This is a genomic window from Luteimonas rhizosphaerae, assembly GCF_002849595.1.
In the GTDB taxonomy this organism is placed as follows: domain Bacteria; phylum Pseudomonadota; class Gammaproteobacteria; order Xanthomonadales; family Xanthomonadaceae; genus Luteimonas; species Luteimonas cellulosilyticus.
The window spans coordinates 91,431-109,498 of the sequence record NZ_NRQR01000024.1 but is presented as its reverse complement, the minus strand read 5'-3'; the positions used below and the strand labels follow the sequence as shown (position 1 = coordinate 109,498).

General features: G+C 67.5%; 16 protein-coding genes and 2 pseudogenes. 3 read left to right on the top strand and 15 right to left on the bottom strand.

Annotated features, from left to right (window positions below; genetic code table 11):
- From CJ022_RS12295 to CJ022_RS12270, 6 genes and pseudogenes are all read right to left on the bottom strand, one after another.
- A pseudogene (locus CJ022_RS12295) lies at positions 1-359 on the bottom strand (hypothetical protein); the annotation flags it as partial.
- A 44-nt stretch (positions 360-403) separates the two neighbouring features.
- The gene (locus CJ022_RS12290; protein ID WP_101926931.1) at positions 404-1,168 is read right to left on the bottom strand and encodes a hypothetical protein; all 765 of its coding nucleotides are present in this window, start codon (positions 1,166-1,168) and stop codon (positions 404-406) included.
- A gap of 12 nt (positions 1,169-1,180) precedes the next feature.
- Entirely contained in the window at positions 1,181-1,885 is a 705-nt protein-coding gene (locus CJ022_RS12285) for a C39 family peptidase (protein ID WP_101926930.1), read from the bottom strand.
- A 105-nt stretch (positions 1,886-1,990) separates the two neighbouring features.
- Positions 1,991-3,532: an adhesin gene (locus tag CJ022_RS12280; RefSeq protein ID WP_101926929.1), complete on the bottom strand. Its 1,542-nt coding sequence runs from the start codon at positions 3,530-3,532 to the stop codon at positions 1,991-1,993.
- 47 nt (positions 3,533-3,579) lie between these two features.
- Complete coding sequence (locus tag CJ022_RS12275; protein WP_425490855.1) at positions 3,580-4,212, bottom strand: hypothetical protein; 633 nt, start codon at positions 4,210-4,212, stop codon at positions 3,580-3,582.
- Positions 4,209-4,730, bottom strand: coding sequence for a hypothetical protein (locus tag CJ022_RS12270; protein WP_101926928.1), 522 nt, complete (start codon positions 4,728-4,730; stop codon positions 4,209-4,211). Before CJ022_RS12270 ends, CJ022_RS12275 begins: the two co-directional genes overlap by 4 nt.
- A 300-nt stretch (positions 4,731-5,030) precedes the next feature.
- Between CJ022_RS12270 and cls the strand changes: the two genes are divergently transcribed.
- The 3 genes from cls (at position 5,031) to CJ022_RS12255 (ending at position 7,657) form a co-directional block, all read left to right on the top strand.
- Positions 5,031-6,473, top strand: coding sequence for a cardiolipin synthase (cls, locus tag CJ022_RS12265; protein ID WP_101926927.1), 1,443 nt, complete (start codon positions 5,031-5,033; stop codon positions 6,471-6,473).
- A 107-nt stretch (positions 6,474-6,580) separates the two neighbouring features.
- The gene (locus CJ022_RS12260; protein WP_101926926.1) at positions 6,581-6,853 is read left to right on the top strand and encodes a hypothetical protein; all 273 of its coding nucleotides are present in this window, start codon (positions 6,581-6,583) and stop codon (positions 6,851-6,853) included.
- Between the two features lie 24 nt (positions 6,854-6,877).
- The gene (locus CJ022_RS12255) at positions 6,878-7,657 is read left to right on the top strand and encodes a pyridoxine 5'-phosphate synthase (RefSeq protein ID WP_101926925.1); all 780 of its coding nucleotides are present in this window, start codon (positions 6,878-6,880) and stop codon (positions 7,655-7,657) included.
- A 503-nt stretch (positions 7,658-8,160) separates the two neighbouring features.
- On the opposite strand, the gene CJ022_RS12250 is transcribed toward CJ022_RS12255, so the two are convergent.
- The 9 genes and pseudogenes from CJ022_RS12250 to dnaN all read right to left on the bottom strand — a co-directional run bounded on the left by CJ022_RS12250 (position 8,161) and on the right by dnaN (position 17,890).
- Positions 8,161-8,571 (bottom strand): ExbD/TolR family protein, encoded by a 411-nt coding sequence (locus CJ022_RS12250; RefSeq protein ID WP_101926924.1) that lies wholly within the window; start codon positions 8,569-8,571, stop codon positions 8,161-8,163.
- Between the two features lie 16 nt (positions 8,572-8,587).
- Positions 8,588-8,940, bottom strand: a pseudogene (locus tag CJ022_RS12245) (ExbD/TolR family protein).
- A gap of 30 nt (positions 8,941-8,970) precedes the next feature.
- Positions 8,971-9,735: a MotA/TolQ/ExbB proton channel family protein gene (locus tag CJ022_RS12240; protein ID WP_101926923.1), complete on the bottom strand. Its 765-nt coding sequence runs from the start codon at positions 9,733-9,735 to the stop codon at positions 8,971-8,973.
- A gap of 99 nt (positions 9,736-9,834) precedes the next feature.
- Entirely contained in the window at positions 9,835-10,497 is a 663-nt protein-coding gene (locus tag CJ022_RS12235) for an energy transducer TonB (protein WP_101926922.1), read from the bottom strand.
- A gap of 137 nt (positions 10,498-10,634) precedes the next feature.
- The gene (locus CJ022_RS12230; protein ID WP_101926941.1) at positions 10,635-11,861 is read right to left on the bottom strand and encodes a tetratricopeptide repeat protein; all 1,227 of its coding nucleotides are present in this window, start codon (positions 11,859-11,861) and stop codon (positions 10,635-10,637) included.
- Positions 11,862-11,973: 112 nt separating this feature from the next.
- Positions 11,974-12,783, bottom strand: coding sequence for a M48 family metallopeptidase (locus CJ022_RS12225; RefSeq protein WP_101926921.1), 810 nt, complete (start codon positions 12,781-12,783; stop codon positions 11,974-11,976).
- A gap of 96 nt (positions 12,784-12,879) precedes the next feature.
- Positions 12,880-15,315 (bottom strand): DNA topoisomerase (ATP-hydrolyzing) subunit B, encoded by a 2,436-nt coding sequence (gyrB, locus tag CJ022_RS12220; protein WP_101926920.1) that lies wholly within the window; start codon positions 15,313-15,315, stop codon positions 12,880-12,882.
- A 244-nt stretch (positions 15,316-15,559) separates the two neighbouring features.
- Positions 15,560-16,675: a DNA replication/repair protein RecF gene (gene recF, locus CJ022_RS12215; protein WP_101926919.1), complete on the bottom strand. Its 1,116-nt coding sequence runs from the start codon at positions 16,673-16,675 to the stop codon at positions 15,560-15,562.
- A 114-nt stretch (positions 16,676-16,789) separates the two neighbouring features.
- Positions 16,790-17,890: a DNA polymerase III subunit beta gene (gene dnaN / locus CJ022_RS12210; RefSeq protein WP_101926918.1), complete on the bottom strand. Its 1,101-nt coding sequence runs from the start codon at positions 17,888-17,890 to the stop codon at positions 16,790-16,792.
- Between the last annotated feature and the right edge of the window lie 178 nt (positions 17,891-18,068).

Here is an 18,068-nt window from a genome sequence, read left to right as displayed (position 1 = left end):
GGCGCGGCGGCGGGCGGCGCCGGCGGCAGGCCGGCAGGCGGCGCGGCCTGCACGACCAGCGCACGCGCGGGTTGCGCCTGGGCCGTGGCCTGCATCGGTGCGAGGCCGCCGACCCGTGCCTGCAGCGCCTGGATCTGCATGTCCAGTTCGCGCAGGCGCCGCACTTCCTGCGCGTAGCTCTGCTTCATCGACGCCAGGTCCTGCAGCAGCTGCCGCATCGCTTCGCGATCGGCCTCCGTCATCGCCTGCGGGACCGCGGGAGGTGGCGCGTCCTGCGCCAGCAGCGGTGCGATCGGCGCGAACGCCAGTGCGAGCGCGACGGCCAGCGGCCGGTGCGCGATGGTGGGTGTCGAGTTCAAGGTGCCCCTCCCGGATCGACGGTGTTGGATCGGCACGGCGCGGATCAGAGCCCGATGCCGCGCGACATCACGATGGCCTGCGCCACGCTCTGCTGGATGCTCTGGCCGCTCGGCAGGGCCTGGCGGACCAGGTCGAGCTGCAGCTGGTTGCTGACCGACTGGCCATCGCCGGCGATGCGGATGCTCTGGCCGACGGCGTTGGCGCCGATCCACTGCTCGGTGGCGCCCTGCCCGGCGATCTGCAGCAGCACGCGGGCAGCGCCGTTGTCGACGCCGGCCTGCGCGGTGACGCCGCCCGACTGCGCGAACGCGGTCGCGGGAGCGATGTCCTGCGCGCTCGCCGATGGTGCATCGCCATCGCGGATGGTCAGCGTGGTGCCGTTGCGCGCGGCGTTGGCGTCGCCCGCGACCTGGATGCTCTGCACCAGGCCGTCGACGTTCGCCAGGCCGGCCGAATCGATGGCGCGATCGCCGGTCGCCGCCAGCGCAGGCGCGCCCTCGGTGATCGTGACGCTGGGCGTGAAGCTGACGACCGGCGTGTTGCCGCGCACGTCGAAGCCCATCTTCATCGCGCCCTGGACGGCCTGGCCGCTGCCGGTCAGCCAGGTCGACACCATCGACACGCCGAACCAGGCGATGCGGTTGTCGCCGACGATGTAGCGGCCGCGCATGTCGCCGAGTTCGGCATCGGGGATCTCGCGCAGGCCGTTGCCGGCCGCCGGCGCGGTCTGGGGCGCCTGCGCATGGACCGGCAGCGCCGCGCCGACGGCGAGCAACGCCGCCAGCAGGGAAAGGGGAATGGCACGCATCACACGTCTCCGTCAGAACAGGTCTGCATGGGTGAATCCGAAGTCCAGCAGCTCGGCATCCGTCACCGGTCCCTGCCGGGCGAACAGCGCTTTCGCACTGGGCCGGGCGACTGGCTGCAGCAGCACCGTGTTGCGATCGAAATCACTGGCTATGACGATGAAAATGGCGCGCGACGGCCACGAGTCGAGAAACTCCGCCATCGGCACGCTGCGGTTGCCCAGGATCGGGTCGGCGACCTCGACGATGTCGCCGGTCACCTGCTTGAGTACGACGAAGTGGCGGAAACCGCGGACGTCCATCAGCACCAGGCCGGGCACGCGCAGCGCGCGCAGCTTGTCGGCATCGACGCGGTAGCCGCGGCCGCGCATGCCGAGCGATTCGACGTAGCGCTTGATGTCCAGCAGCGAGAAGCCGCGTTCCTGGACGACGGCCGGGTCCGACAGGCCCATCATTCCTTCGATGACGGTGGCCTCGTCGACATCGAGGCGGTAGGCGAACTTCAGGATCGTCGCCAGCGCCGCAGCGCCGCAGCTGTAATCGGTGTGCTGGCGCACGAGGTGGCGGAAGCGCGCTTCGCGCATGCTCTCGACCGGCATCGTGTGCAGACTGCCATCGGGCAGGATGCCGGCGAAGCGGACGTCGGCCGCAGAAGCGGTCACGCACATCGGCAGCAGACAGGCCGCGAGCGCGGCGGCGAGGGAACGGCGGATCGACATGGGACCTCCGCAGAAGGAGGCCCCGCGCCACGGGGCATGTGGCGCGGGGCTTCCGGGGAAACCCGGCCAAGGGGGCAGGCCGGGCGTCACACCTGGTCGGCGCGGTTACTCGCCGCCGCCGCCCGGAGGCGGAGCGGCCGTGCTCGGCTGCGCCACCGCCATCGCCAGGCTGTTGGCCTGCAGATTGCCGGTGCCGGCAGCCACGTTGACGCCGATGTTGCCCGAGGCCTGGCTGAAGGCGCTGCCAGAGAGGCTGGCGGTGTTGGTCGCCGCGACGGCCACCCAACGGGTCGTCGTCACCGTACCGCTGAGGCTGGCCTCGAGCTCGCTGTAGCCCAGTTCGAGGAACGCCAGGTCACCCGACTCGGAACCCTCGTAGCTGCCCTCGGCGTCGGTATCGAACGCCAGGCCACCGATCGGGCCATGCTCGTCGGAACCGCGGTAGGGATTGTCGACCGCACCCTGGGATTCGCCATCGAAATCGGCATGGCCGATGACCGGACCTTCGGGGTGTTGTTCGCCTTCCCACATGTCGGCGTAGAAGTTGCTCTGCTGGTACGCGTTGCCACGCGACGCCGTTTCACCCGACGTGGTGCCCTCGTATCCGCCCACGCCTGCCGACAGGCTCCAGCCGCTGACCGGACCGCTGAGGCTGACCTGGGTCGTGTCGGTCAGGGCGCGGTAGCTGCCTTCGTTGTGGGTCATGTTGCCCGACGAGGCCTGGTTGGAGCTGACGCTGGCCTGCGCATAGGCGGCGGTGGCGACCGAGGCGGCCATCGCGTTCTTCTGCGCATTGTTGTTGCCCGACGCGATGTTGACGCCGATGTTGCCGCTGGCCGCCGAGAAGGCGTTGCCGCCCATGCTGGCGCTGTTGGTCACGCCTTCGTTCATCGTGACGTTGCCGCTGCCCGCCTGGTTGACGAACACTTCCGCGTCGGCAAGGCCGAAGGCGAAGCCCGCATCGGCGGCCGACAGCGCCGCGGCGTTGTCCTGCACGTTGTTGTCGCCGGCGGCGACGTTGAACAGCAGGTTGCCCGAGGCTTCGGAACCGACGTCGTCGGCGATCGACGCGTCGTTGTCGAGCTTGTCGTTGAGGCCGAGGTTGCCGCTGACCGACTGGCGGTTGTCGATGACCGCGATGGCGGCCGAGTCGAGATCGATGTCGCCGCTGATCGTCGGATCGCCGCTGAAGCTGATGTCCGAGCTCAGCGACAGGTCCTTCTCCAGGTTGACCGCGACGCCGTGTTCGTTGCGCTCGCGGCGGACGTCGGAGTCGACGTTCTCGGTCCGGTCGATGGTCTCGACGACCTGGTTGGTGCGGATGCGGTGCGCTTCGTCGAGGCTCTGGTCGATGGTCTGGTTGACCTCGGCGTTGTACGACTCGCTGACGCTGATGTCGTAGGACTCCGACAGACTCTGGTCGACGGTCTGGGTCCAGTCGACGGTCTGGTTGACCTCGGTGTTGGTGTTGGTGATGTTGGTTTCGTAGTTGCGCGTGTCGTCTACGTTGGTCGTGTAGTTGCGCGTGTCGTCGATGGTGATGTCGTAGTCGACGATCTGCCAGTCGACGCTCTGCGCCTGCGCGGTGCCGGTGGCCGCCGCGGTGACGGCCAGCGCCAGGACCGTCCATTTCGGATTGATCTTCATGATGTGCTCTCTCTCGCCTTAAGGTCTTCTGTTCCCGTTGGAGTGATTCACGGGCCGGCCTGGACCGACATCGACAGGACATTGCCGACGTCGTTGCCCGAACCCGCGATCTGATTGAGCTGCAGCACGCCGTCGAAGCCCTGCAACGCAGTGGCCTCCACGGCCGCCGTGCGGCGGAGCGTGGTCGCGCCCCCTGCCCCGACGACGTGCTGTTGCCCCGCCGACGCGAAAGCCGACGACAACGCGGTGTCGTCGTCGGCTTCACGTATGCCCTGTTGCGCCAGCGACAGCGCCACCGCGTTGAGTGCGGTGTTCGCGTTGCCGCTGGCCTGATTGATCGACACGACGCCAGTGGCGCCGGACAGCGCCTCGCCGGCGATGACCGCCGACGCGTGGTCGGGCGCGGTCGCGACGTCGGCCTGCCGTTGCTGCCGCAGGTCGGTCGATGCCAGCGCGGTATCGCCGATGGCGATGCTGCGTGCGCTGGTCTGCTGGTTGGGGTCGCCGGCGGCCAGGTTGATCGCGATGGCACCGCTGGCACCCGCGAAGGCCTCGCCGTCGATGCGCGTCTCGGCGAGATAGGCCAGCAACGCCGGGTAGTCGTCCGTCGCGGCCGCAACGCCGGCGAATGCCAGCAGCGGCGCGAGTGCGAGCCAGCGGCGGACGGCGCGACGCCTCACGGCCCACCGCCGTTGGCCGGCTGGCCGAGGGGAAACTGCGCCAGTGCGCCGGTGACGTGCGCGCCGATGCCGCGCGTCGCGCCGGTCACCGCGCCCATCGAACCGCCGAGCGCGCTGCCCGGGCCGGTGCCGAGGACACCGCCGCCGCCGGCGTCGCGGGTGCTGCCGCCGTGCAGGACACCACCGAGGGTCGACGTCACCGTGGTGGCGATCGCGCCGCTTGCCGGCCGGTCCGCACCGGTCATGCGGTTGCCGGTATCGAGCGACATGAAGTCGGCATCGCTGAGTTCGCCGCCGATCAGCGGCTGCAGCTGGCGGGTCGGCGTCGGATCGACGATCAGCGCCGTGCTCGGCGGCACCGGGCGCACCGCGTGCCGCGCGTTGACGTCGCGCAGCAGGGTCATCTCGCCGTGGTTGGCCTGCACGCCGATGCGCGCGCCGGCCGCATGCGCCGGAGATGCGGCGAGCAGCAGCAGGCCCGGCAACGCGAGGGCGCAGGTGCGAACGATGTGGTGCATGGGAGTCCCCTCCAGCTCAGGCGGAGAAGACAACGCACGCACCGTGCCATCCTTACTTATTCAATAAAATCAGAAGCTTGCTTGACACGCTTGCCTGGCTGCGGGCGGTGCCGATGCAGGTCGGGTGCTACAGGTGGCGACGCCTGGACGCCCGGGAACCGCGCCGCATCGCGGCCCGGCGCATCGGTGCGGGGTGTATCGCCGTCGTGACACCGGGCTGTCACGCGTTACAGCGCCGCGAATGCCACGACGCCAGTACCCTGTCGCACGGCGCATCCGGCGTCATCGCACAGGGCCACCATGTTCGACGTTCTCCAACGGGGCTGGGACACGCTCGTCACCACTCCGCATCTGATCGCGCTGCTGACCGCGGGCTGGGTGGCCTACCTCGTGGTCCTGGGTGGCTGGATCGTGCTGCAGAAGCGCGAGCCGGTCGCCACGCTGAGCTGGCTGCTCGGTCTCGCGCTGTTGCCGTATCTCGGTTTCCTGATCTACCACGTGTTCGGCCCGCAGAAGATCCGCCGCAACCGGCTGCGGCGTGCGCGCAGTCGCTCGACGATGACGCCGGCGCAGATCGAAGCGGAGGAAGGCGAAGCGGCCGAACTGATCCGCCTGTCGGCCGCGACGACCGGCCTGCCGGTGACATCGTCCGCGGACGTGCGGCTGTTGATCGACGGCCATGCGAAGTACAGCGCCCTGCTCGAGGACATCGCGCAGGCGACCCAGCATGTGCATCTCGAGTACTACATCTACGAACCCGACGCGACGGGCGAAGCGCTGCGCGACGCGCTGGTCGCGCGCGCGCGCGATGGCGTGCGGGTCCGCCTGCTGCTCGATGCGGTCGGGTCGTCGGCCGCGCGCCGGTTCTTCGCGCCGCTGCTGGAGGCGGGCGGCGAGCTCGCCTGGTTCCATCCGATGCGCTTCGGCCAGTTCTGGAAGCGACCGTGGACCAACTTGCGCACGCATCGCAAGATCGTCGTCATCGATGGCCGCATCGGGTACACCGGTGGCATGAACGTCACCGACGAGCAGGACGAATCGCGTCGCGCCGATGCGTACCGCGACCTGCACCTGCGGCTGACCGGGAAATCGGTGCGCGTGCTGCAGCTGGTGTTCGCCGAGGACTGGGCATATGCCACCGGTCGTCGCGATTTCCTCGCCGAAGTGGAGCGGCAGACGCCGCCGGTCGACGCCGGCCCCATCCGCACGCAGGTGCTGACCTCCGGTCCGGATTCGTCGTGGGAAGCGATCCATCGCGCGCACGTCAGCGCGATCCACGGTGCGAAACATCGCGTCTGGATGACGACGCCTTACTTCGTGCCGGGCGAGGCGGCGATGATGGCACTGACGTCGGCTGCGCTGGCCGGGCTCGACGTACGCCTGGTTGTGCCGCACACCAGCGATTCGCGCCTGGTCACCTGCGCCGCGCGTTCGTATTTCGGCCAGCTGCTGGTCGCGGGCGTCAAGGTCTACGAATACCGGTCGCGGATGCTGCATACCAAATCGCTGCTGGTCGACGACACCATCGCGATCATCGGCAGTGCGAATTTCGACCATCGCAGCTTCCGGCTCAACTTCGAGGTCTCGGTGCTGTTCGACGACGCCGACGTCGCCGCCGGCCTCGAGTCGCTGATCAACGGCGAGTTCGCGAATGCGCCGCGGGTGCAGCGCGGCCGCCATCGTCCGCTGTTGACCGCGCGCCTGCCCGAAGCACTGGCGCGTCTGTGCTCGCCGTTGCTGTGACGGCGGCGGCCATCGGGCGACCGTCGGCGGCGTCGACGCGACGGCCGGCGCTGCCGCCGTGCGCAGCGACCCGGTAGACTGGTCCGCACGTCCGGCGGAGACCGTCCATGCCTTGGCTGTTCCTGTTGCTCGCGCTCGGCGCGCTGGTACTCGCGTTCTCCACAACCTCGGTCGCACTCGCCGCGATCGCCCTGCTGCTCTCGCTCGTATTGGTGGTCTTCGGCGTGCTCGGCCTTCTGGCCCAGCGGGTCGGCAACCAGGCACGCAGCGAGGCGATGATGGTCGATCCGGCCGAACTGCGGCGGCTGCGCGAGCAGGCCGATGCACGCCGCAACGCGGCCGAGCCGCCGCCCGCGTCCGGTCCGCAGACCGGTGTCTGACATGCCGATGCGGCCCCGTACATCATGACCGGTGGTCCGGCGCGAGCTGGCACGCGGCTCAGCGTCAATCTCAACAAGATCGCCGTGCTGCGCAATTCGCGCGGCGGCCGCGAGCCCGACGTGCTGCGCGCCGCGCATGCGTGCCTGGATGCCGGCGCGCACGGCATCACCGTGCACCCGCGGCCCGATGCGCGGCACATCCGCGAAGACGATGTGCTGGGGCTGTCGGTCCTCACGACGGCGCGCGGCGTCGAGTTCAACATCGAGGGGAATCCCTTTGCCCCGCCCCGCCCCGGCTATCCGGGTCTGCTGGCATTGTGCGAACGCACGCGACCGGCGCAGGTCACTCTCGTGCCCGATGGCGACGGCCAGCTGACTTCCGATCACGGTTTCGACTTCACCCGCGATGCGGCCGCGCTGCGGCCGCTGGTCGATGCCCTGCGTGGATTCGGCTGCCGCGTCAGCCTGTTCGCCGATCCCGGCGCCGATGTCGCTGACGCGGCGGCGATCGGCGCAGACCGGATCGAGCTCTACACCGGCCCCTACGCCGCGGCACATGCCGAAGGCCACATTGGGCGTGTATTGCCCCTGTTCGCGTCGACGGCGGCCTCCGCACGCGCGGCGGGCCTCGGCGTCAATGCGGGACACGATCTCAGCCAGGAGAACCTGGGCGCGTTCGTCGCGGGTCTCGGCGCCGTCGACGAAGTCTCGATCGGGCATGCCCTGATTGGCGAGGCGCTCTACGACGGTTTGTCGACGACCGTGGCGCGTTACCTCGACATCCTGCACGACGCGGCGCGGTAGACCTGAGCCTGCGCCTGTATCGCAGCACGCACAGATGCGGATTGCTGCCGGTCTGTCCGCTTCCATTGGAGACCAGCAGGCTGCTAGCCCGTCCGCGTGCCGCTCGGGCAGCTCCGCGCAGCGTTGGTCCGTCATTGAGCGGCGGATCGCGCCTGCGAAGGATCCGCATTGCTGCGGCGCGAGTGTGCCGCGATCACGTGTAGAAACACGATCGAATCCAGCTGACGTGCGCGTTGAGTTTCTGCGCGCGGTCGTCCCGAGTCCGTATAGCGAGAGACGCTTCGCATGACCGCCGTCGCCTTCCCTGCCTTCTTGTGTCTCGTCCGCTCGCATTGGAGATCAGTCCGCTCACCTGCTGCATGCCGCCCGGGGGCTCCGCTTGCAACAGCGTCGGCCGACGAACGTACGGAGACAGGGCAAAAAAAACGCCGCCCGAAGGCGGCGTCGAAACTGGATCTGGTAAGCGCCGGACGCGCTGCAGGCACGCCCTGACGGGATTGCGGTTACTGCCTGACGAAACCGATCTTCTGCATCTGCGCGTTCTTGGCTTCCGCCAGCACCTTGGCCAGCACGCCGTAATCGGCGTCCTCACTGGTGTCGATCTCCAGCGTCGGCTGGTTGGTCGGATCGCGCTGGACTTCCGATTCCATCATGTTGCGCAACGCGGACAGCGGGGTCGGGCTGTCGTTCCAGAAGGTCTGGCCCGACGCGTCGATGCGGAGCCGGATCGGCTCCGGCGGTTCCACCGGGTTATCCGGCGGAGTCGCCGAACGCTGCGGCAGATCGATGTCGATCGGGTAGGACAGCTGCGGCGCCGTCACCATGAAGATGATCAGCAGCACCAACATCACGTCGCAGAGCGGAATGATGTTGATGTCGGCCATTGGGCCTTCGCCACCGGATGAAAATGCCATGCGTGTTGCTCCGGTTTTAGTTTTCGCGCGTCGCGACGAAGCCGACCTTGCGCATGCCCTGGGCCTGCGCAACGTTGACCACTTCGTTGATCGTGCGGTACTTGGTCGTCGAGTCGCCACGGATGTTGACCGGCGGCTGCAGATCTCGCCGTTCTCCGACACCGCGATCGTGATCGGCGGTGTCGGCGGCGCGGTCTCCGGACGTTCGTCCAGATTGGCCTGCGGCAACTCGACCTGGACCTTGTGCGCCATCAGAGGTGCCGTGACCATGAAGATGATCAACAGCACCAGCATGACGTCGACAAGCGGGACGATGTTGATCGTGGCGTTGACCTTGTCGTTACCGCCACCACCTGAGCTGAAAGCCATATCGGGACTCCGTCGTCGTTAACGTTCTGATCAGACCTTGGCCGGCGGCGGCACGGCGTCACCGACGCGGGCACCGGTGGCGAAGAAGTCGTGCAGATCGTGCGCGAAGGTGTCGAGCTTGTTGTTCGTACCGCGGTTCAGACGGACGAAGAAGTTGTAGCCCAGCACGGCCGGGATCGCGACGCCCAGACCGATCGCGGTCATGATCAGCGCCTCGCCGACGGGACCGGCAACCGCGCCGATGTCGGCCTGGCCACTGGCGCCGATGCGGATCAGGGCGCGGTAGATGCCCCAGACCGTACCGAGCAGACCGACGAACGGCGCGGTCGCACCGACGGTCGCGAGCACGGTCAGGCCGTTCTCGAGCTTCAGCGACTCGCGGGTCACGGCCTGGCGCAGGGCGCGGTCCACGAACTCCGAGCGGTTCAGCGACTCGACCAGACGCGAACCTTCATGACGCTGGTGATGCGCGGCGGCCTGGGCGGCGTCGAGGGCGACCTTGGAGAACGGATCGCTCTTCGGCTGCTCTTCCATGTAACGGATGGCGTCCTGCGCGTTCGGGGTTTCCCAGAACGTGTTGATCACGCGATCCGAATTACCGCGCAGGCGGATGTTCTTGATGACGTTGTAGATGATCCAGTAGATCGACATGGCGGACATGACGACCATCGTGGCGAGCACGACGTAACCGACAGCATCCATGTGCTGAAGCATGTCGGCGAAGCCCATCTGCTGCAGACCTGCAGCATTGTTGGCGGCTCCGGACACAGGGGCGTTGGTAGATTCCTGCAGCATGACGCTTACCTTCTAGATGTTGTGGTTTGGAGTTTGAAACGGTGAAGCGGTTCTAGCAGGCGCCACGCGGACGCCAGGTTCGATGCGGAGCGCGACCGGTCAACCGAGGTTGAAGTCGACCGGGACACGGACGCGACCGGCGGCCGGCTGTCCGTTCTTGGTCGCAGGCGCGAACGACCACTTGCGTGCGGCTTCGATCGCGGCGCGGTCGAGGTCACGGTTGCGGCTGGACTTCTCGACCGATACGTTGGTCACGTTGCCGTTGGCATCGACGTCGATGACCAGTACCACAGTGCCTTCGATCTGCGCGCGCGCAGCGGCCGGCGGATAACGCGGCGGGTTCATGTTCTTCGACGAGATGTCGACGCTGGCGCCGATGTCGGGCGCCGGGGCCGGCGGTGCGGGCGGGGCCGGCGGCGGGGCCGGCACGTCCATCGGCGACGGCTCGTCGAACACGACCGGCGGCTGCTCGGGCGGCGGCGGAATCGGCGTCGGGCGCGGCGGCGACAGCTCCTTGATCGGCTGCGGCTTCGGCGGTTCCGGCGGCGGCGGCGGCGGCGGCGGCGGGGGCGGCGGCGGTTCGATGATGACCACACGCGTCGCGGCTTCTTCCGGGGGCGCTTCGGTCGGCGGGTTAACCGGTGCCATCAGCAGCATCACGGCGGCGGCGTGGAACGCCACCACCATCGTGAAGCCGGTGATACGGGCCCAGTTCAGACCTTCGTCTTCGTCGTTCCTGTCGGTCGTCGAGCGTTGCGTCATGCGGAGAACTCTAGTGGGGCCGGAGCGAAAGATGCGCCGGTGGAAAAGTCGAACTACAACCCTTGCGGGCGGCAGGAACCCTAAAGCTTATACCAAGCAAGTTGCGAAACGCCATCCGTGGCACTTACAACTTTTTCTTAACGCGCTGAGAGGATGCGCTCCGCATCGACGTTCGAACGCAGGCCCTTGTCGATGGCCTGGCGCGCTGCAGCCTGCGCTTCGGCGGTGCGACCTTCCTGATGCAGGATCTTCGCGAGATTCAGATAGGTCTCGCCGTTCTCAGCGAGCGGCGCCGCCTTCTGGTAGGTCGCGATCGCCGGGGCGATCTGGTCCGAGAAGTAGTAGGCCTGCGCGAGTGCGGACAGGGTACGGAAATCCGCCGGCAGGATGTTCTTTTCCATGCCTTCGTTGATGACCGCGATCGCCTCGCGCTCCTTGTTGTCGCTGTTGATGTAGACGGCGTAGAGGTTGCGGTATTCCGCCTCTTCGGTCAGCTGGCCGCTCGCGCGCAGGCGCTCCAGCACCTCGGCCGCCTTGTCGTTCTGATCGGTCTGCAGGTAGGACACCGCGAGGTTCATCTGCGACTGCTTGTCGCCCGGTGCGCTGGCGGCGATCTGTTCGGCCAGCTGCGCGGCCTCGGCGGTCTGTCCCTGCTCGGCGTAGGACGCCATCAGGATCTGGGTCCACTGCGGATTGACCTCACCGCCGGCATCGACCAGCGGCTTGAGCGTCGCGACCGCCTCCGGATAGCGCTCGAGGCGATAGAGCATGTTGCCCTTGAGCGCCTGGTCGGCCGGATCGGTCGATCCCGATTCGGCGAGATAGGTCTCGAGCAAAGCCAGTGCTTCGGTGTACTGGTCTTCCTGCGCCTGCAGCTGCGCGATGATCAGCATGCTCTGGAAATGATCGTTGTTCTTGAGACCGCCGAAATCGATCGCCTGCTGCAGATACGTGGTCGCGCGCGCGTTGTCGTCGTTGAGCAGCAGCTGGCCGGCGAGTAGGGCCGCCATCGACTTGTCGTAGGCATTGGCCCGTTCGTTCGCGATCAGCGCATCGGCCAGCGGCAGGCCCTTGGCGGCGTCCTGTTCGTTGTACGCCTCCGACAGCGCGTTGAGCTGCTTGACGAGGCGCTCGCTTGCGGCGAGGCCAGGCTCGGCGCGCGTCGCATTCGGATAGCGGGCCTCGTCCTGCGGGGCGGCCTCGGCCTGCTCACGCGCAGCGCGGCGTTCCGCACGACGCTCGGCCGGCGTGCCGCTGCGCTGGCTGCCGCCCTCGCTCTGCGCGAATGTCGTCGGTGCGGCAAACACCAGCAGGGCGGTCGCAATGGCGGCGGCAAGCGCCTGATGGGATACGCGGGACTTCAACATCTCATCACCTCGATTGGCAGAAAGGCGCCCGTCACTGCGGACGCCGGAGTCATCGGAATTGGATGGAACGAGTCGCATGACACGACCGGGCGTGTTGCGGACGCGACGGTCAGCCGCAGTTGGGACGACGACCCGCCACGCGTGCCTGCTCGTAGGTCGGCAGCAGCGTCGTCGCGCGTCCCTGCAGCTCGCTGATGCGGCTTTCGGGATTGGGGTGGGTCGACAGCCATTGCGGCGACTGGCTGCCGCCACTGGCGGCGATCATGTTCTGCCACAGGCCGACGGCCGCGCGCGGATCGAAGCCGGCCTTCGCCATCAGTTCCTGGCCAACGACATCGGCTTCGGTTTCCTGGGTGCGGGTGCCGGGCAGCAGGAACGTCGCCTGCAGCGCCGCGCCACCGAGCTGGTTCGTCGTCTGCGTCGCGCCTTCGCCGTAGCGCGAGCCGAGCAGGGCACCGGCGACGCCGAGCGCGCCCTGCGCGCCCATCTGGCGGGTGATGCGCTCGTCGTGGTGGTTGGCGTAGACGTGGCCGATCTCGTGCGCGATCACCGCCGCCAGCTGGTCCTGGTTCTTGGCGACGCCGAGGATGCCGGTGTGGACACCAACCTTGCCGCCCGGCAACGCGAACGCATTCGGGTTGTCGTCGACGAAGACCACCGATTCCCAGCTAAGACGCTGCGCATCGGCCGGTAGCTCGCGGACGATGTCGGTCACGATGCAGCGCACATAGGCCTGCTGTCTCGCGTCCGGTGACTGCCGCATCTTGGTCTTGGTTTCGGCGAACGCCTGCTCGCCCATCTGGTTGAGCTGCTGGGCCGTCACCGCGCCGACGTACTGGGTACGCCCGGTCGGCGAGGTGGTCGTCGCGCAACCGGCGAGCAGCAGCGTCGTCGCGATCGCCGCGGTCAGTCGTGTCATGGCAGTCCTCCCTGTTCCAGCGTCTCTTGTACGGCCGGAAAGATTAATGTCCCGTCAAACCGCGCCGGCGAATGCCGGCACGGTCGCACACCCGGCTCAGATGTCGAGGTTCGCGACCTTGAGCGCGTTGTCGTCGATGAAGGCACGGCGCGGTTCGACGACATCGCCCATCAGGGTGCTGAAGATCTCGTCGGCGGCGACCGCGTCCTCGATCCGCACCTGAAGCAGGCGCCGGGTCTCCGGGTTCACCGTGGTGTCCCACAGCTGTTCGGGATTCATCTCGCCCAGGCCCTTGAAGCGCTGGATCTGGCGGCCCTTCTTGGCTTCGTCCATCAGCCACGCCTGCGCATCGGCGAAACGCTCGATCGGCTGCGCGCGGTTGCCGCGGACGATCTGCGCACCGTCTCGGATCAGACCATGCAGTTCGCGGGCGGTCTCGCCCAGCGTGCGCAGTTCGCCGGTCTCGAGCGAGGCCAGTGGCAGCAGCTGGATCAGGTCGAGTCCCATGTGCCGCCGCTCGATCGCCAGCACCGCGCCGCGGGCTTCGGTCGCCGGCTGCACGGAGAACTTGTAGCGCGGACGGCCCAGGCCCTTCTGGTTCAACCGCGCTTCGAGTCCGCGCAGCGCGGTGTCGATCGTCGCGTCGTCGCCGACCAGCGGCGCGGCATCGATCAGCAGCTCCAGCACGGCAGGATCGTAGCGGTGCGCATTGCGGGTGATCGCATCGCGCGCGGTGGCGTACATCAGCAGCAGCTTCTCGAGCGCGACGCCCTCGATCGGCGGTTCGCCGGCTGCCGGCGTCAGTGCCGCCCCTTCGACCGCGTTGCCGGCCAGGTAGGCATCCAGCGCCGCGTCGTCCTTCAGATAGATCTCGGACTTGCCCTGCTTGATCTTGTACAGCGGCGGCAGGCCGATGTAGACGTGGCCGCGCTCGATCAGCTCCGGCATCTGCCGGTAGAAGAACGTCAGCAGCAGCGTGCGGATGTGCGAGCCGTCGACGTCGGCGTCGGTCATCAGGATGATGCGGTGGTAGCGCAGCTTGTCCGGGTTGTACTCGTCCTTGCCGATGCCGGTGCCGAGCGCGGTGATCAGCGTGCCGACCTCGGCGCTGGCGAGCATGCGGTCGAAGCGCGCGCGCTCGACGTTGAGGATCTTGCCCTTCAGCGGCAGGATCGCCTGCGTCTTGCGGTTGCGGCCCTGCTTGGCGGAGCCACCCGCCGAGTCACCCTCGACGATGAAGAGTTCCGACAGCGCCGGATCCTTTTCCTGACAGTCGGCCAGCTTGCCGGGGAGACCGGCGATGTCGAGTGCACCCTTGCGCCGGGTCAGGTCGCGCGCCTTGCGCGCCGCTTCGCGTGCACGGGCGGCATCGACGATCTTGCCGGCGATCGCACGGGCCTCGTTGGGGTTTTCCTGCAGGAACTCCTGCAATCGTGCACCGAACGTGCTCTCAACGACCGGCCTGACTTCGGACGAGACCAGTTTTTCCTTGGTCTGCGACGAGAAGCTGGGGTCCGGCACCTTGACCGACAGCACTGCGATCATGCCCTCGCGCATGTCGTCGCCCGACAGCGCGACCTTGGCCTGCTTGGCGATCCCGTTCTGCTCGATGTAGTTCGTCAGCGTGCGCGTCAGCGCCGCGCGGAATCCGATCAGGTGGGTACCGCCGTCCTTCTGCGGAATATTGTTGGTGAAGCAGAACATCGTTTCCTGGTAGGCATCGGTCCACTGGAGCGCGACGTCGACCGTGATCCCGTTCATCTCGCCGGTCACGGAAATCACGTTCGGATGCAGCGGTGTCTTCAGCTGCGCCAGATGCTCGACGAACGAGCGGATCCCACCTTCGTACTGGAACAGGTCCTGGCGGCCGTCGCCGCGCAGGTCGATCAGGTGGATGCGGACACCGGAGTTCAGGAACGACAGCTCGCGCAGGCGGCGCGCCAGGATGTCGTAATGGAAGGTCACGTCCGAGAACGTCTCCACTGCTGGCCAGAACCGCAGCAGGGTGCCGCGCTTGGTGCTCGGCTCCAGCGTCGCGACGGGCGCGACGGGTTCGCCCATCGCGTATTCCTGCTGGTGGTGATGGCCGTCGCGCCAGATGTCGAGCGTCAGCTTCTCGCTGAGCGCGTTGACGACCGACACGCCCACGCCGTGCAGGCCGCCCGACACCTTGTAGCTGTTGTCGTCGAACTTACCGCCGGCATGCAGCTGGGTCATGATGACCTGCGCCGCCGAGACGCCTTCTTCCTTGTGGATGTCGACCGGAATACCGCGGCCGTTGTCCGACACCGAGACCGAGCCGTCCTCGTGGATCGTGACGATCACATCGTCGGCATGGCCCGCCAGTGCTTCGTCGATCGAGTTGTCGACGACCTCGAACACCATGTGATGCAGACCGGTGCCATCGTGGACGTCACCGATGTACATGCCGGGGCGCTTGCGGACGGCTTCGAGCCCGCGCAGCACGGTGATGCGGCTGGAGTCGTACTCGGTGTTGGCGGGGATATCGCCGGGGATGATCTCGTCGCTCATTCGGTTCGCTGTCTGCCGGAGCGCGGCGTCGACCCGGGCGCGTCCGGCCCGCAAGGCGGCGGCGCGCGGCTCGGGATCGCTGGGCCGCAGACCGCGAATTATAGCATCGGCGGCCGGCGCGGCCCGGAGGGATGGGCCCGCATGTTCCACGTGGAACATGCGGGTAACGAGGTGTGCCGCGAATGCTGTGTTGCGGGAAACCCAGTGCGCGTTTCGCCCGACACTCCGAAGCCTGGCAGAGTCTCTATTCCTCCTTCGAACGGTCCTGCGCGCGGGTCACGAGACCGTGTTCCACGTGGAACAATGCGGCGTTCCGCGTGATGCTGCCAGGCCAGTGCGCCGGGATCTCGGTCCCGGTCAGGAAGGCCTGGGCACCGACCTCGGCCAGATACGCGAGGACCTGCGCCTGGTGATGCCGATCCAGTTCGGAAGCGAGATCATCCAGCGCGATCACCGGCCAGGCGCCGGCGGCATGTGCCGCGCAATCCGCAGCTTGCGCCAGCAGGGCGCACAGCGCCGCCTGTTTAGCTTGCCCGCGGGACAACAGTGCCTGCTCGGGGCGGTCCGCGAACACGATCCGCCAGTCGGCACGGTGGGGCCCCACGGAGGTGTAGCCCATGCTGCGGTCCCGGTCGCGCGCCACCAGTAGCGCGTCGGCGAGCGACAGGTCCGCGCGGCGCCAGCCCGGTTGGAACGTCAGTTGCGGGGGACCGAGCGACGGTGCGAGCAAGGCGGCGATCGGCTGCAGGCCCTGTTGCAGACGCTGGAGATAGCGTTCCCGTCGGCTGTCCAACGGAGCCCCGGCGTCGGCGAGCTCGGCATCCCAGGCATCCAGCTGCGCGCCACCGGCGCCCGCTTTCAGCAATGCATTGCGCTGCTTGAGCGCCCGTGCGTAGCGGCGCCACTGCGGCAGGAACTCGTGTTCCACGTGGAACAGGCCCCAGTCGAGAAACCGGCGCCGGACCTCGCTGTTGCCCGAAATCAATGCATGGCTGCCCGGTTCGAAGCTCACGACCATCAGCGCAGCGCACAGCTCGCCGAGATGCGGCACCGGATTGCCGTCGAGCCGTCCGTCCCATTGGCTGCCGGTATGCCGCAATCCGGCACGACGTGGACGGGCCTCGGCGGCGGCGGGCAGCCACTCCGCGTACACCTCGAGCGCATCGGCGCCGCGGCGGACCAGACCATCCCGGACCCGTCCGCGAAAGCTGCGCCCGTACGCCATCAGATGCAGACCTTCCAGCACGCTGGTCTTGCCGGCGCCGTTGTCGCCCAGCAGCAGGTTCATGCCTGGACCCGGCTGCAGGGTGACGTCTGCGAGATTGCGCAGATTGCGGAGGTCCAAACGGGTGATCAGCACGACGGATCCTGGCAGAGGCGATCGGCACAACGGAAGACGCCCGGCGCGGGCCGGGCGTCATGTTCCACGTGAAACATCAGGCGCGGGCACTGGGCCACGCACTATAGCGACGGGTCAGAGACGGAGCGGCATCACCACGTGACGGCTGCGTTCGTCGGCGGCCTCGCGCACCAGCGCCGAGGAACTGGCATCGCGCAACTTCAGGATCACCTGCTCGCCGCGAAGCGCGGTCAACGCGTCCAGAAGGTAATTGACGTTGAAGCCCACCGCCAGGTCATCGACCTTGGTGTCCGCTTCGACTTCTTCCTGCGCCTCTTCCTGTTCGGGGTTGTGCGCGTTGATCTTGACCGTGCCCGGCGAGACTTCCAGCCGCACGCCGCGGTACTTCTCGTTCGACAGGATCGCCACGCGCTGCAGCGCGGCGCGCAGCACCTCGCGGTCGATCTTGACCTCCCGGTCGGCACCGATCGGGATCACCGCTTCGTAATCCGGGAAGCGGCCGTCGATCAGCTTGCTGGTGAAGGTCACATCGTCGCGCTTGACCCGCAGGTGGTTGCGACCCAGCTCCAGCTCCAGGGTCTTGTCGCCGCCTTCCAGCAGGCGCTGCAGCTCGGTCACGCCCTTGCGGGGCAGGATGATCTGCCGCTTGGTCTGCACGGTCTCTTCAAGGGTCGTCTCGCACAGCGCGAGACGGTGTCCGTCCGTCGCGACGCAGCGCAGGCGCATGTCGCCGAGATCGAACAGAAGCCCGTTGAGGTAGTAGCGGACGTCCTGCTGCGCCATCGCGAAGGCGGTGCGCTCGATCAGCTCCTTCAGCGCCGCTTCCGGCACCCGGATGCGCTCGGTGGCCTCGACCTCGTCCACCGACGGGAAATCGCCTGCCGGCAACGTCGCCAGCGTGAAGCGGCTGCGGCCGGCCTGCACGGTGATCTTGTCGCCGGACTGGGAGATGACGACCTTGCTGCCGTCCGGGAGCGCGCGAACGATGTCGAACAGTTTCCGGGCGGGGATCGTGGTCTCGCCGTCCTGGGCGTCGTCCACCGCACGACGCGACACCATCTCGACTTCGAGATCGGTACCGGTCAGCGACAGCTGGCCATCGACGACCTGCACGAGCAGGTTCGCCAGCACGGGCAGGGTCTGGCGCCGCTCGACGACGTTGACGACCTGGGCCAACGGTTTGAGCAGGGTTTCGCGTTGCAGACTGAAACGCATGTCGGTGTTATCCCCTAGTCCAATGCTTCTTTAATCAGAGAGATAAATCTAAAAATGGTGGTGCTTGGAGTCCGGAAAATCAGGTGATATCTGCGATAACCGACTGATCTGAAAGACAAATTTCGCGATACAACCCGGTGGACAGTACGCCCTGGAACCGGGGACGAAGCTGTGGACA